This is a genomic window from Streptomyces sp. NPDC048644, assembly GCF_043199105.1.
Lineage (GTDB): Bacteria > Actinomycetota > Actinomycetes > Streptomycetales > Streptomycetaceae > Streptomyces.
In genome coordinates this window covers 45487-59901 of sequence record NZ_JBICVO010000009.1, presented here as the reverse complement: position 1 = coordinate 59901, position 14415 = coordinate 45487, and the positions used below count along the sequence as shown (strand labels likewise).

The 14415-nt window shown below is 71.8% G+C and carries 14 protein-coding genes; 11 read left to right on the top strand and 3 right to left on the bottom strand.

Translation table 11 applies throughout. From position 1 onward, the window contains the following. Positions 1-27 precede the first annotated feature (27 nt). Both ACGFNI_RS21515 and ACGFNI_RS21510 read left to right on the top strand, forming a co-directional pair. Complete coding sequence (locus ACGFNI_RS21515) at positions 28-828, top strand: polysaccharide deacetylase family protein (RefSeq protein ID WP_393686019.1); 801 nt, start codon at positions 28-30, stop codon at positions 826-828. Beyond that, the gene (locus ACGFNI_RS21510; RefSeq protein ID WP_393686017.1) at positions 828-2036 is read left to right on the top strand and encodes a hypothetical protein; all 1209 of its coding nucleotides are present in this window, start codon (positions 828-830) and stop codon (positions 2034-2036) included. The genes ACGFNI_RS21515 and ACGFNI_RS21510 overlap by 1 nt, the downstream gene beginning before the upstream one ends. Here the strand turns inward: ACGFNI_RS21510 and ACGFNI_RS21505 are convergent. From ACGFNI_RS21505 to ACGFNI_RS21495, 3 genes are all read right to left on the bottom strand, one after another. Beyond that, on the bottom strand, positions 2033-2692 hold the full coding sequence (locus ACGFNI_RS21505) for a DUF5701 family protein (protein WP_393686015.1): 660 nt from the start codon (positions 2690-2692) through the stop codon (positions 2033-2035). The two genes, ACGFNI_RS21510 and ACGFNI_RS21505, sit on opposite strands and share 4 nt — an antisense overlap. A 140-nt stretch (positions 2693-2832) precedes the next feature. Continuing rightward, on the bottom strand, positions 2833-4488 hold the full coding sequence (locus tag ACGFNI_RS21500; protein WP_393686013.1) for a hypothetical protein: 1656 nt from the start codon (positions 4486-4488) through the stop codon (positions 2833-2835). 146 nt (positions 4489-4634) lie between these two features. Beyond that, positions 4635-6833 (bottom strand): elongation factor G-like protein EF-G2, encoded by a 2199-nt coding sequence (locus tag ACGFNI_RS21495; protein WP_393686011.1) that lies wholly within the window; start codon positions 6831-6833, stop codon positions 4635-4637. A gap of 264 nt (positions 6834-7097) precedes the next feature. On the opposite strand from ACGFNI_RS21495, the gene pgsA reads away from it, so the two are divergent. The 9 genes from pgsA to ruvA all read left to right on the top strand — a co-directional run bounded on the left by pgsA (position 7098) and on the right by ruvA (position 14351). After that, positions 7098-7754 carry a phosphatidylinositol phosphate synthase gene (pgsA, locus tag ACGFNI_RS21490; protein ID WP_393686010.1) on the top strand — a complete coding sequence of 219 codons (657 nt, stop codon included), beginning with the start codon at positions 7098-7100 and terminating at the stop codon, positions 7752-7754. Continuing rightward, positions 7751-8695 carry a phosphatidylinositol mannoside acyltransferase gene (locus ACGFNI_RS21485; protein ID WP_393686008.1) on the top strand — a complete coding sequence of 315 codons (945 nt, stop codon included), beginning with the start codon at positions 7751-7753 and terminating at the stop codon, positions 8693-8695. The genes pgsA and ACGFNI_RS21485 overlap by 4 nt, the downstream gene beginning before the upstream one ends. Further along, positions 8692-9891: a glycosyltransferase family 4 protein gene (locus ACGFNI_RS21480; protein ID WP_393686007.1), complete on the top strand. Its 1200-nt coding sequence runs from the start codon at positions 8692-8694 to the stop codon at positions 9889-9891. The genes ACGFNI_RS21485 and ACGFNI_RS21480 overlap by 4 nt, the downstream gene beginning before the upstream one ends. A gap of 77 nt (positions 9892-9968) precedes the next feature. Further along, a complete protein-coding gene (locus tag ACGFNI_RS21475) occupies positions 9969-10514 on the top strand; it encodes a hypothetical protein (RefSeq protein WP_393686005.1) in 546 nt (181 codons plus the stop codon). 108 nt (positions 10515-10622) lie between these two features. Next, complete coding sequence (gene pdxS, locus ACGFNI_RS21470) at positions 10623-11534, top strand: pyridoxal 5'-phosphate synthase lyase subunit PdxS (protein ID WP_393686003.1); 912 nt, start codon at positions 10623-10625, stop codon at positions 11532-11534. Between the two features lie 8 nt (positions 11535-11542). Further along, on the top strand, positions 11543-12130 hold the full coding sequence (pdxT, locus tag ACGFNI_RS21465; RefSeq protein ID WP_393686001.1) for a pyridoxal 5'-phosphate synthase glutaminase subunit PdxT: 588 nt from the start codon (positions 11543-11545) through the stop codon (positions 12128-12130). A gap of 117 nt (positions 12131-12247) precedes the next feature. Next, entirely contained in the window at positions 12248-13000 is a 753-nt protein-coding gene (locus tag ACGFNI_RS21460; RefSeq protein ID WP_393686000.1) for a YebC/PmpR family DNA-binding transcriptional regulator, read from the top strand. A gap of 158 nt (positions 13001-13158) precedes the next feature. Further along, positions 13159-13734, top strand: coding sequence for a crossover junction endodeoxyribonuclease RuvC (ruvC, locus tag ACGFNI_RS21455; protein ID WP_393685998.1), 576 nt, complete (start codon positions 13159-13161; stop codon positions 13732-13734). Beyond that, entirely contained in the window at positions 13731-14351 is a 621-nt protein-coding gene (ruvA, locus tag ACGFNI_RS21450) for a Holliday junction branch migration protein RuvA (protein ID WP_393685996.1), read from the top strand. Before ruvC ends, ruvA begins: the two co-directional genes overlap by 4 nt. The last annotated feature ends 64 nt before the right edge of the window (positions 14352-14415 follow it).

Below are 14415 nucleotides of genomic sequence, written 5' to 3'. Positions count from 1 at the left end.
CGGGCGGTCTGCGCCTGTAATGGGGCGGTGACTTTCTCAGACCGTCGCTCCGTGCTGCGCGCGGTCGCGTCCGCCGCTGCCGCCGGCGCGTTCGCTGCGGCCTGCGCCCCGGCCCGTACGGACTCCGCGACCGTACGGGCCTCCGGTGGCACGCCGACAGGATCCGCGCACTCCGCCACCCCGCCGCACCCGGCCCATGCCGCCCGGCCGCCCACCAGGGCGCCGGGCCTGCCCGTGCAGATCGCCCACGGGCCCCGGGACGGGCACGCGGTCGCGCTGACCTTCCACGGCCGCGGCGACCCCAGGACGGCCACCGCGCTGCTGTCCGAGGCCGAGCGGGCCGGCGCCCACGTCACCGTGCTCGCCATCGGCGACTGGCTCGACGAGCAGCCCCGGATGGCCCGCCGGATCCTTGACGGTGGCCATGAGCTGGGCAATCACACCCTGCACCACCGCAACATCTGCGCCCTGGCCGAGGCCGACGCCTACGCCGAGATCACCGGCTGCGCCGAGCGGCTGCGCAAGCTCACCGGCAGCATCGGCAGCTGGTTCCGCCCCTCGCAGACCCAGTACGCCACCGACCTGGTGACCCGGCTGGCCCGCAGGGCCGGCTACCCCCACGTCCTCTCGTACGACGTGGACTCCCGTGACGCCGACGACCCCGGTGCGCCGGCCGTCCGGCGCGCGGTGCTGGACGGCGCCCGTCCCGGCTCCGTCGTCAGCCTCCACCTCGGGCATCCCGGCACGGTCGCCGCGCTGCCCCCGATCCTCGACGGCCTGCGCCGGCGCGGTCTGCGCGCGGTGACGACAACGGAGCTGGTGACCTGATGGCTGAGCGGATTCCTGCCCATGACCGCACGACGTCCCTGACCCTGCGCAGGGCCGCACCGGCGGCCCTGATGTGCGCCCTGCTGGCGGCCGGCTGCGGTGCCGGGGGCGACGGGGCGGACACCGCGGCGCACAGCCCGCAGCCGGCCAGGCCCTCGCCGGTGCGGGCCGCGGCGTCCGATCTGCCCGGGATGCCGCCGCCGCTCGACCGGCACGACCTCTACGCGGCGGACCGGCCCGGCAGGCTGGCGCCGCAGGTCAAGGACTTCCCGTCGCGGATCTACGTACCGAATACGCTGTCCGACACGGTCAGCGTCATCGACCCCAGGACGTACAAGGTCATCCGGACGATCCCGGTGGGCGTCCAGCCGCAGCACGTCGTGCCCTCCTGGGACATGAAGACCCTGTGGGTCAACAATGACCGCGGCCACAGCCTGACCCCGATCGACCCCGAGACCGGCAAGGCCGGGAAGACCGTCGCGGTGCACGACCCGTACAACCTCTACTTCACGCCCAACGGGAAGTACGCGATCGTGATGGCGTCGATGGACCGGGAGTTGGTCTTCCGCGACCCGCACACCATGAAGGTCCGCAAGACCGTGCCGGTGACCTGCGCCGGCGTCAATCACGCCGACTTCTCGGCGGACGGCAGGTACTTCATCGTCTCCTGTGAGTTCTCCGGCGAACTCCTCAAGGTCGACACCGAGAAGATGAAGGTGACCGGCCGGCAGAAGCTGCCGTTCGACGGCGCGATGCCGCAGGACGTGAAGATCTCCCCGGACGGCAGGACCTGGTACATCGCGGACATGGCGGCCGACGGGGTGTGGGTACTCAACGGCGACACCTTCGCCCGGCCCGAGCTGCTGCCCACCGGCAAGGGCGCCCACGGCCTCTACGTCAGCCGTGACTCCAAGAACATGTACATCACCAACCGCGGCGAGGGATCCGTCTCGCTCCTCGACTTCACGACCCGCCGCCTCACCGGCAAATGGCACATCCGCGGCGGCGGCAGCCCCGACATGGGCGGTGTCTCCAGCGACGGCAAGGTGCTCTGGCTGTCCGGCCGTTACCACTCAGAGGTCTACGCGCTCGACACCCGTACGGGTAAGACCCTGGCGAAGATCCCGGTCGGCAACGGCCCGCACGGCCTGGCCGTCTACCCGCAGCCCGGCCGCTACTCGCTCGGGCACACGGGGATCTTCCGTTAGGACGTACGGCCCGTCGCCGAGGCGAAGCCCAGCCAGGTGTGCCGGTTGCCCGCCCAGCACCAGCCGACCTTGGGGGCGTTGCGGCGCTCGCGGCCGTCCCGACCGGTGCCGTTGCTGATCCAGATCGCCGGGGTGCGGGCGTCCAGGGTGCCGTTCGCCTTGCGCAGCCGGGAGCCGATGGTCATGAAGCAGTGGTTGCGCTCCAGGGCGGCCGGCTGTTGCAGCACCCAGTGGATGCCCTCGGCGAGCAGCAGTGGGGTGCGGGCTTCCGCGGTGAGGGCGGGCAGCGCTTCGTTCGGGCTCCGGTTGGCCAGATGGTCGCCGCGGTCGAGGCCGGTGAGGAGGTAGAGGGGGGTGCCGGGCAGCTCGATGGTGTCGAGCGGGGCGAAGCGGTCGGCATCGGGCATGTCGGTGACGAGGAAGCCGGGCCTGCCGTCGTGGCGGAGCAGCGGCGCGAGGGCGGAGGCCGGGGCGAGCTCCGGGTGGACGACGAGCAGGCCGCCGCGCTCGCCGGTGGCTGAGGTGGCGAAGGCACGCAGCTCGGCGGCGGACAGTCCGGCGGTCTCGTGCACGCCGAGTGCGATGAGGCGCTCGGCCTGAGCGGCGGGGGAGGGGAGGGCGAGGTCGCTGGTGGCGGTGGGCGCGGTTACGGGCACGGCACTCCCTCAGGGGCGCGGTTCGGGGAACCGCAAGAGCGGTGGGCGTCGTGTCAACGAGGCGGCCCGGCCGGATGTTCCCGGCACCCGGTGGCGAGGGCCGCGACGCCGCGATGATGTACCCAACGGACCCCGCGCGCCTACGCGTTGTACTCGTCGGCCTTCGCTGGTTCCGCGCCCTGGACCATGCCGCTGAGCACCAGCGAGCGGTTGGTGAAGCGCTCGGTGTCCACGCCGTTCTCCTTGAGCACGCTCATCGCCGCGGCGTGCACCGTACGCAGCACGGGGGTCGCGGCGCGCAGCGCGTCATCGGCCATGAAGCGGTGCCGCCAGGGCTTGTCCGCCCAGACGTGCCGCAGTCCGAACGGCTCGGGGAGGGCCAGCTTCCCGCCCAGGAAGTCCAGCACCGGCGGGAACCACGTCAGCGGCGCGCGGGCCGCGAGCCTGACGACCTCGCCGGGCTCGATCAGCGGCAGCGTCTGGGTCCTGGTCTCCCAGAACTTGACGACCTTGGCGACGTCCTTGGTCTTCGGCGACGGCTTGCTGGTGAACAGGGAGTTGACCGGGCCCAGGGCGTGCCCTGTGACCTCGATGCGCAGCGTTTCGTGCAGCACCGTGACCGTGATCAGGAGGGTGAGCACCAACTGGCCGTCCCAGAGGACGAATTGGACGCCCAGGTAGTGGCGGTTGCCGCTGCCGAACTGCTGCTCGTTGCAGATCCGCTCTATCTCGTGACCGCGGATCTGGAACGCGTCGGTGTCCGTGCCGTCCGGGCGGGAGACATCCTTGGCCTTCTCGCCGACCGGCGAGACGATCCAGTGGCGCACCTGCGGCGGCTGCTGGAAACCGCCGGTGTGCAGCGGGCTGCGTTCCAGCAGCCTCAGCCGGTCGTGGATCACCCGGATCACGTCCCAGCTGCGGAACGGGTGGATCTCGGTGCCCTCCTTCGCCGGCTTCAGCTCCTCGGCCAGCTGCCAGCTGCCCCAGCGGGTGCCCATCCCGAGTATTCCGCGGGGACCGGCGTAGAAGACGACGTTGCTGCGCTGCTCGGCGGAGAGTTTGGCGAGATTGTGCCGTAGCGTCTCGGCCGCGATCTCGTTCGGGTCGCCCGGCACCGCCTCGGGGATCTTCGCGCCCACGCCGCCGCCGTCGAGCAGCCCCTTCCACGCGCCGCGCAGGATCACGGCCGTCCGCTCGCAGATCTGCTTGGCGATCCACCAGCCCGCCACCGGGGCGATCAGCGCACCCCGTACGTACAGCGGCCAGAAGCCGTCGAACGGGAGCTTGACCAGGAGGACGACTCCGGCCAGCGCGATTGCGAGGAGCAGCGCACCGCCCATCACCGAGGTGCCCTTGCCGTCCTTGCCGAGCATCTTCTTGAGCTGGAAGGCGCCCAGCCACAGCAGCACACCCGGCAGGAACAGCAGGCCGAACGCGACCATGACCAGGGTCAGTTTGGCGTCCCGCTGCTTACGGATGCGGGTGGCGGCCAGGCAGTGCTCGACGACGGTCTGCGGTTCGGTCCCGAAGGACTGGATGAGCGCCTTGCGTCCGCCGCCGAGCATCCGCACCTGCACGGCGCGGGAGAACGCCTCGCCCAGATTCGGCGCGAACAGCGACAGCTTCGGCTTTTTGATGTCGGACTTGCTGGAATCCGAGTCCGCCTTCGAGATGTCGTCGAGCGGGCTGTCCCGGTACGCGGCCGAGGCCAGCGCCTGCGTCGCCGCGGTCTGCCCGGCGCCGCCCGAGAGCGGTACCTGCGCCCCAGGACTGAAGTCGAAGCCGTCTGCTGCCACTGCCCGCCCCCATCGCCGCCCACATCTGCTGCTGCGGCTCTTTCCCGACTACCGCCCACGGCACACCTGCCGAGCCTGTGACCTCAGCGTACAGCCGCCGTCCCGCTCAAGGGAGTTGAGCCGGACAGCGGCTGACGAACCGTTGACTATGCGCCGTTTTCCGCCTGCTCCCGCAGCTTGCCCGCGAGCTGCGGCGGCATCGGCTCGTGCCGCAGGTAGGTGCGGGAGAACTGCCCCGTGCCGTGCGAGAGCGACCGCAGGTCGACCGCGTACCTGCCGATCTCCGTCTCCGGCACCTCCGCGCGGACCAGCGTGCGGTCCGCCCCCGACTGCTCGGTGCCCACCACCCGGCCGCGGCGTCCCGACAGGTCGCTCATCACCGGGCCGACGAATTCGTCCGGAATCAACACCGTGACCTCGGCGACCGGTTCGAGGAGATCGATCCGGCACTGCGCCGCCGCGTCGCGCAGCGCCAGCGCCCCGGCGGTCTGGAACGCGGCGTCCGACGAGTCCACCGCGTGCGCCTTGCCGTCCAGCAGCGTGACGCGGAAGTCGGTGAGCGGGTAGCCGGCGGCCACCCCGAGCGCCGCCTGCGCGCGGATGCCCTTCTCCACGGACGGGATGAACTGCCGGGGCACCGCGCCGCCCACGACCTTGTCGGCGAACTCGATGCCGGTGCCGCCCGGCAGCGGCTCGACCTCGATCTCGCAGATCGCGAACTGGCCGTGGCCGCCTGACTGCTTCACATGACGGCCGCGGCCAGGCGCCGTCCCGGCGAAGGTCTCCCGCAGCGACACCTTGTGCGTGACGGTGTCCACCTGCACGCCGTAGCGGGTGCGCAGCCGTTCCAGCGCCACGTCGGCATGCGCCTCGCCCAGGCACCACAGCACCACTTGGCGGGTGTGCGGATGGTGTTCGAGGCGCATCGTCGGATCCTCCGCCACCAGCCGCGCCAGGCCGTGCGAGAGCTTGTCCTCGTCGGCCTTGCTGTGCGCCCGGATGGCGACCGGCAGCTGCGGGTCGGGCATCGCCCAGGGCGTCATCAGCAGCGGGGTGTCCTTGGCCGAGAGGGTGTCGCCGGTCTCGGCGCGGGTCAGTTTCGCCACGCACGCCAGATCGCCCGCGACGGCCTGCGGCAGCGGTCGCTGCTGCTTGCCGAACGGCGCGGACAGCGCGCCCACCCGCTCCTCGACGTCGTGGTCCTCGTGGCCGCGGTCCTCCAGGCCGTGCCCCGAGACGTGCACGGTCTCGTCAGGGCGCAGGGTGCCGGAGAAGATCCGGACCAGGGAGAGCCTGCCGACGTACGGGTCGGACGAGGTCTTGACCACCTCGGCGGCGAGCGGCCCGGCCGGGTCGCAGGTCAGCGGGGGCCGCGGGGATCCGTCGGTGCCGGTGACCTCCGGCGCCTCGCGTTCGGCCGGGGTCGGGAAGCCGCGGGTGATCAGGTCGAGCAGTTCGACGGTGCCCAGGCCCTGCCGGGAACCGTCGGGCGCCGGGGCCGCGGCGAGCACCGGATGGAACGTCCCCCGGGCGACCGCCGTCTCCAGATCCCCGATGAGGGTCTTGACGTCGATCTCCTCGCCGCCCAGATAGCGGTCCATCAAGGTCTCGTCCTCGCTCTCGGCGATGATCCCCTCGATGAGCCGGCCGCGGGCCTCGGCGATCACCGGCAGCTCGTCAGCCGTCGGTTCCCGCTCGGTCCGTTCGCCCGACGCGTAGTCGAAGACACGCTGGGTGAGCAGGCCGATCAGGCCGCGCACGGGGGCGTGGCCGTCGGCGCCCGGCGTGCCGTACAGCGGGAGATAGAGCGGCAGGACGGCGTCCGGATCGTCGCCTCCGAAGGCGTCGCGGCACAGCTCGGTCATCGCGTCGAAGTCGGCGCGGGCCGCTTCCAGGTGGGTGATCACCAGCGCCCGCGGCATGCCGACCGCCGCGCATTCGTTCCAGACGGTACGGGTCGCCCCGGCCACGCCGTCCGCCGCCGAGACCACGAAAAGGGCCGCGTCCGCAGCCCGCAGACCGGCCCGCAATTCGCCGACGAAATCGGCGTACCCGGGGGTGTCCAGCACATTGATCCTGGCGCCCTCCCACTCCACCGGCACCAGGGACAGCTGTACCGAACGCTGCCTGCGGTGCTCGATCTCGTCGTAGTCCGACAGCGAGCCGCCGTCCTCGACCCGGCCCGCGCGGTTGATCGCGCCCGACGCCAGCGCCAGCGCCTCCACCAGGGTGGTCTTGCCCGATCCGCTGTGGCCGACCAGCACCACGTTCCGCACGGCGGTGGGGTGGCCGGCCGTCGGCGCCCTTCCGGCGGCTCCCGGACGTGTACCCGTTTTCTCGCTCATGTGTCTCGCCTCCAGGTCGACACTTTGCGGTGATTCGAGCTTTCCACCGCGGTCATGCCGCGTCCATACGTGGCACACGGCGGCGCCGGGTCCTGGCCCGCCCCGCGGCCGTGCGTCCCAGGCCCCGCCGGGCCCGGAGCCCCCTGTCCCGCCCGTTGCACCCCGTGCCGCGATGCGTCCGCAGCGGCTCGCGGGCGCCTGGCTACGATGGGCCAGCCGGTGGCCCATCGACCGCGCGGCCCGTATCAACCCTCCGGGAAGGCCATGCTGAACAAGTACGCGCGTGCGTTCTTCACGCGTGTTCTCACGCCGTTCGCCGCCCTGCTCATCCGTCTCGGGGTCAGCCCGGACGCGGTCACCCTCGTCGGTACCGGAGGCGTGGTGGCCGGCGCTCTGGTCTTCTACCCCCGCGGTGAGTTCTTCTGGGGCACGGTCGTCATCACCCTGTTCGTCTTCTCCGACCTGGTCGACGGCAACATGGCACGGCAACTGGGCAGGTCGAGCCGCTGGGGCGCCTTCCTCGACTCCACCCTCGACCGGGTCGCCGACTCCGCGATCTTCGGCGGCCTCGCCCTCTGGTACGCCGGGGGCGGCGACAGCCTGATGCTCTGCGCGATGGCGATCTTCTGCCTCGCCAGCGGCCAGGTGGTCTCGTACACCAAGGCGCGCGGCGAGGCCATCGGCCTGCCGGTGAACGTCAACGGCCTGGTGGAGCGCGCCGAGCGGCTGGTCATCTCGCTGGTGGCCTGCGGTCTGTCCGGGCTGCACGCGTTCGGGGTGCCCGGCGTCCAGATCCTGCTGCCGGTCGCGCTGTGGATCGTCGGCCTCGGCAGCGCCGTCACGCTCGCCCAGCGCGTGGTGACCGTACGCCGTGAATCGGCCGAGGCCGACGCCGTCGCACAAGGGGGGAACGGCGCATGAGCCGCACCGGCCGACCGCTCATCGACACCGAGAAGCTCACCGACGGCCTGTACGGGCTGGGCTGGAGCACCGTCAAGAAGCTGCCCGAAGGCGTCGCGACGCGCCTGGGCCGCCGTATCGCCGACACGGCCTGGAAGCGCCGCGGCAAGGGCGTCCTGCGCCTGGAGGCCAACCTCGCCCGGGTCGTCCCTGACGCCTCGCCGCAGCGCCTCGCCCAGCTGTCCAGGGCCGGTATGCGCTCCTACATGCGCTACTGGATGGAGTCCTTCCGGCTGCCTGCCTGGAGCAAGGACCGGATAAGGGCGGGTTTCGACCCGCAGGACGTGCACCACCTGGAAGAGGGCCTCAAGAGCGACCGCGGCGTCATCCTCGCCCTGCCCCACATGGGCAACTACGACCTCGCGGGTGTCTGGGTCACCACCAAACTCGGTGTCCCCTTCACCACCGTCGCCGAACGCCTCAAGCCGGAGAGCCTCTACGACCGGTTCGTCGCCTACCGCGAGGGCCTGGGCATGGAGGTGCTGCCGCACACCGGGGGCGCCGCCTTCGGCACCCTCGCCCGGCGGCTGCGGTCCGGCGGCCTGGTCTGCCTGGTCGCCGACCGCGACCTGTCCAGCTCCGGCATCGAGGTCACGTTCTTCGGCGGCGCCGCGAAGATGCCGGCCGGGCCCGCGATGCTCGCCGTACAGACCGGCGCCATGCTGCTGCCGGTCACCCTCTGGTACGACGACACCGCCATCATGCGCGGCCGGGTCCACCCCGAGATCGGCGTTCCGGAGAGCGGAACCCGCGCCGAGAAGGCCGCGGCGATGACCCAGTCGCTCGCCGACGCCTTCGCCTCCGGCATCGCCGACCACCCCGAGGACTGGCACATGCTGCAACGCCTGTGGCTCGCCGACCTGGAGCCGCGCGACGCGGCCCGCGGAACGGAGAAGCCGTGAGAATCGGCATCGTCTGCCCCTACGCCTGGGACGTACCCGGCGGTGTCCAGTTCCACATCCGCGACCTCGCCGAACACCTCATCAGGCTCGGCCACGAGGTCTCCGTCCTGGCCCCCGCGGACGACGAGACGCCGCTGCCGCCCTACGTCGTCTCCGCGGGGCGCGCCGTGCCCGTCCCGTACAACGGCTCGGTCGCCCGGCTGAACTTCGGCTTCCTGTCCGCCGCCCGGGTCCGCCGCTGGCTCCAGAACGGCGGCTTCGACGTCATCCACATCCACGAACCGGCGTCCCCCTCGCTCGGCCTGCTCGCCTGCTGGGCCGCGCAGGGCCCGATCGTGGCGACCTTCCACACCTCCAACCCGCGCTCCCGGGCGATGATCGCCGCGTATCCGATCCTGCAGCCCGCGCTGGAGAAGATCAGCGCGCGGATCGCGGTCAGCGAGTACGCCAGGCGCACGCTCGTCGAACACCTCGGCGGGGACGCGGTGGTCATCCCCAACGGCGTGGACGTCGACTTCTTCGCCGACGCCGCACCGAAGCCCGAGTGGCAGTCGGCGGCGGCCCGCGGCCAGGAGGAGAGCGGGCCGCGGGAGGGCACGATCGGCTTCATCGGGCGGATCGACGAACCCCGCAAGGGCCTGCCGGTCCTGATGAAGGCGCTGCCCGCGATCCTCGCCGAGGTCCCCGGGGCCCGGCTGCTGGTGGCAGGCCGCGGCGACGAGGAGGAGGCGGTCGCCGGGCTGCCGGCCGAGCTGCGCTCCCGCGTCGAATTCCTCGGCATGGTCAGCGACGAGGACAAGGCGAGGCTGCTGCGCAGCGTCGACCTCTACGTCGCCCCGAACACCGGCGGCGAATCGTTCGGCATCATCCTCGTCGAGGCGATGTCGGCGGGCGCACCCGTACTCGCCAGCGATCTCGACGCCTTCGCCCAGGTACTCGACCAGGGCGCGGCGGGCGAGCTGTTCGCGAACGAGGACGCGGACGCGCTGGCGGCTGCGGCGGTACGGCTGCTGGGCGACCCCGGACGGCGGGCCGATCTGCGCGAGCACGGATCCAAGCACGTCCGCCGCTTCGACTGGTCGACGGTCGGCGCCGACATCCTCGCCGTGTACGAGACGGTCACCGACGGTGCCGCGTCCGTGGCCACCGACGAACGCGCCGGGCTGCGCGCCCGCTGGGGCCTGGCCAAGGACTGAGTGCGGGGGAGCGCGGGTGCCCGGCGGCGTACGCGGGCGGTCGGGACGGGCGCGGCGGCCCGGTAACGTGACCCGGCGTGACCACTTTCATCTGGATCGCGGCGGTCGTCGTCCTCGTCGGCATCTACCTGAGCTGGACGGCAGGACGCCTCGACCGCCTGCACGCCCGCATCGACGCCGCCAGGGCGGCGCTCGACGCGCAACTGCTGCGGCGCGCCTCGGTCGCCCAGGAGATCGGCACGTCGGGTGTCCTCGACCCCGCGGCGTCGATCGTCCTCTACCAAGCGGCGCACGAGGCCCGGCAGGCCGCGGAGGACCACCGCGAGGTCGCCGAGAGCGAGCTGACCCAGGCACTGCGCGCCACCCTCGGCGAGGAGGCGCAGCTGGAGGCGGTCCGCGAGGCACCGGGCGGCGCGCAGACGGTCACCGAACTCACCGCCGCGATCCGCCGCGTCCCCATGGCGCGCCGTTTCCACAACGACGCCGTACGGGCCGCCCGCGCCGTCCGCCGGCACCGGGTCGTCCGCTACTTCCGGCTCGCGGGACACGCCCCGTTCCCGCTCGCCTTCGAGATGGACGACGAACCGCCGGCCACGCTCGGCGACAGGCCAGCGGGCTCCTGACCCGGGGCGCAACGAGCCACCGGCCGCTAATTGGCCCTTTTCGCGGGCCCCTCACAAACGGTTGTGTGGGTGGAGAAGCCCACACACCCGCACTGAGTGAGGTCAACAGTGTCCAGCACGCCCACCACGCCCCAGCACCCCGAGACCGGAACGGCACGCGTCAAGCGCGGCATGGCCGAGCAGCTCAAGGGCGGCGTGATCATGGACGTCGTCACGCCGGAAGAGGCGAAGATCGCCGAGGACGCCGGCGCGGTCGCCGTCATGGCCCTGGAGCGGGTGCCCGCCGACATCCGCAAGGACGGCGGCGTGGCCCGGATGTCCGACCCCGACATGATCGACGGCATCATCGAGGCCGTCTCCATCCCGGTCATGGCCAAGTCCCGCATCGGCCACTTCGTCGAGGCCCAGGTGCTGCAGTCGCTCGGCGTCGACTACATCGACGAGTCCGAGGTCCTCACCCCGGCCGACGAGGTCAACCACTCCGACAAGTGGGCCTTCACCACGCCCTTCGTGTGCGGTGCCACCAACCTGGGCGAGGCGCTGCGCCGGATCGCCGAGGGCGCGGCCATGATCCGCTCCAAGGGCGAGGCCGGCACCGGCAACGTCGTCGAGGCGGTCCGCCACATGCGGCAGATCAAGGGCGAGATCGCCCGGCTGCGCGGCTACGACAACAACGAGCTGTTCGCCGCGGCCAAGGAGCTGCGCGCCCCGTACGAGCTGGTCAAGGAGGTCGCCGAGCTGGGCAAGCTGCCGGTCGTGCTGTTCTCCGCCGGCGGCGTGGCGACCCCGGCGGACGCGGCCCTGATGCGTCAGCTCGGCGCCGAGGGCGTCTTCGTCGGCTCCGGCATCTTCAAGTCGGGCGACCCGGCCAAGCGCGCCGCCGCGATCGTCAAGGCCACCACCTTCTACGACGACCCGAAGGTCATCGCGGACGTCTCCCGCAACCTCGGCGAGGCCATGGTCGGCATCAACTGCGACACCCTCCCCGAGGCCGAGCGCTACGCCAACCGCGGCTGGTAAGGCAGCAGATGAGCACCCCCACCATCGGTGTGCTGGCCCTCCAGGGCGACGTCCGCGAGCACCTTGTGGCGCTCGCCGAGGCGGACGCCCTGGCCAGGCCGGTACGCCGCCCCGAAGAACTCGACGGGCTCGACGGGCTGGTCGTCCCCGGCGGCGAGTCCACCACCATGTCCAAGCTCGCGGTCACCTTCGGCATGCTGGAGCCGCTGCGCGCGTTCGTACGGGCCGGCAAGCCGGTCTACGGCACCTGCGCCGGGATGATCATGGTCGCGGACAAGCTGCTGGACGCCCGCGAGGACCAGGAGACACTCGGCGGCGTCGACATGATCGTGCGCAGGAACGCTTTCGGGCGGCAGAACGAGTCCTTCGAGGCCGCCATCGAGATGGCCGGCATTCCGGGCGGCCCGGTCCAGGGCGTCTTCATCCGGGCGCCCTGGGTGGAGTCGGTCGGCGCGGCGGCGGAAGTCCTGGCGACGTACGGCGGGCACACGGTGGCCGTCCGGCAAGGTAACGTCCTCGCCACGTCTTTCCATCCGGAGCTGACCGGCGACCACCGGGTGCACGCGTTCTTCGTCGCTATGGTGAAGTCCGCATAACGCGTGTACCTGGGCGTCCGCGGGAGACGGACCGGCGGTACGTACGGCGGCCCGAGGCATTCCCGGTAGGATCTCAGGCGTTCGTTTCTCAATTGGTTACGCGAAGGAGACAGGCGGATGTCCGGCCACTCTAAATGGGCTACGACGAAGCACAAGAAGGCCGTGATCGATGCCAAGCGCGGCAAGCTCTTCGCGAAGCTGATCAAGAACATCGAGGTCGCGGCCCGTACCGGCGGTGCCGACCCGGAGGGCAACCCGACCCTCTTCGACGCCATCCAGAAGGCCAAGAAGAGCTCGGTGCCCAACAAGAACATCGACTCCGCGCTCAAGCGCGGTGCGGGTCTTGAAGCGGGCGGCGCCGACTACGAAACCATCATGTACGAGGGGTACGGCCCCAACGGTGTCGCGGTGCTCATCGAGTGCCTCACCGACAACCGCAACCGTGCCGCATCGGACGTCCGCGTCGCGATGACCCGCAACGGCGGCTCGATGGCCGACCCGGGCTCGGTGTCCTACCTGTTCAACCGCAAGGGCGTCGTCATCGTCCCCAAGGGCGAGCTGTCCGAGGACGACGTCCTCGGGGCCGTCCTGGACGCCGGTGCCGAAGAGGTCAACGACCTCGGTGACACCTTCGAGGTGATCAGCGAGGCCACCGACCTGGTCGCGGTCCGCACCGCGCTCCAGGAAGCCGGCATCGACTACGACTCGGCCGACGCCAGCTTCGTCCCGACCATGCAGGTCGAGCTGGAGGAAGAGGGCGCGCGCAAGATCTTCAAGCTGATCGACGCGCTGGAGGACAGCGACGACGTGCAGAACGTCTTCGCCAACTTCGACGTCTCGGACGAGACGATGGCCAAGGTCGACGCCTGACGGGCGTTCGCCCCGCACGACGACAACGGCCCGCCGGTGCCAACCGGCGGGCCGTTTCGGCTGATCCGGCCGGTGCGGCGTCCCGCCCCCGACGCATTGTCAGCGGCAGCCGATAGCCTGCACGAACAGACTGCCGGTTTGACCAGGGAGAGGGCATCGTGCGCGTACTGGGCGTGGACCCGGGGCTGACCCGCTGCGGCGTCGGTGTGGTGGACGGCGTGGCCGGCCGGCCGCTGACGATGGCCGGCGTCGGCGTGGTCCGCACCCCGGCGGACGCCGACGTCGCCCAGCGGCTGGTCCTCATCGAGCGCGGCATCGACGCCTGGCTCGACGAGCACCGCCCCGAATTCGTCGCCGTGGAACGGGTGTTCAGCCAGCACAACGTCCGTACGGTCATGGGCACCGCCCAGGCCAGCGCGGTCGCCATGCTGTGCGCGGCCCGCCGCGGGCTGCCGGTGGCGCTGCACACCCCCAGCGAGGTCAAGGCCGCCGTGACGGGCTCGGGCCGGGCGGGCAAGGAGCAGGTCGGCGCCATGGTGACCCGCCTGCTGCGGCTCGACGCCCCACCCAAACCGGCCGACGCCGCCGACGCCCTGGCGCTGGCCATCTGCCACATATGGCGCGCGCCCGCGGTCAACCGCCTTCAGCAGGCGCACGCCGCGGCCCGCCGCGCCGCTCCCGTCCGCGCCCCCGGTATCCGCCGGGCGGCTCCCCAGAAGGGCACCACCCGATGATCGCCTTCGTCTCAGGACCGGTCGCGGCCCTCGCACCGGACACCGCCGTCATCGAGGTCGGCGGCATCGGCATGGCCGTCCAGTGCACGCCTGACACCCTTTCCGGACTGCGCGTCGGCCAGCCCGCCAAGCTCGCCACCTCCCTCGTCGTCCGCGAGGAATCGCTCACCCTCTACGGCTTCGCCGACGACGACGAGCGGAGCACCTTCGAACTCCTCCAGACCGCGAGCGGCGTCGGCCCGCGGCTGGCGCAGGCCATGCTCGCGGTGCACTCCCCCGACGCCCTGCGCCTGGCCGTCTCCACCGGCGACGAGAAGAGCCTCACCGCGGTGCCCGGCATCGGCAAGAAGGGCGCCCAGAAGCTTCTCCTTGAACTGAAGGACCGGCTCGGCGCACCGCTCGGCACCGGCCGCGCCGGCGTCGGCAGCCCTGTCACCGCCGGCTGGAGCGACCAGCTGCACGCCGCCCTGATCGGCCTCGGATACGCCACGCGCGAGGCGGACGAAGCGGTCGCCGCCGTCGCCCCGCAGGCCGATGCCGCCGTCGCCGACGGCGGCAAGCCGCAGATCCCGCAGCTGCTCAAGGCGGCGCTGCAGACCCTGAACCGCGCACGATGAGCCGCTTCCCGCGGCGAGACCGGGCCAGGCCGCGCGCCGCCGTGCCGGCCGCGCGCCCCCGACC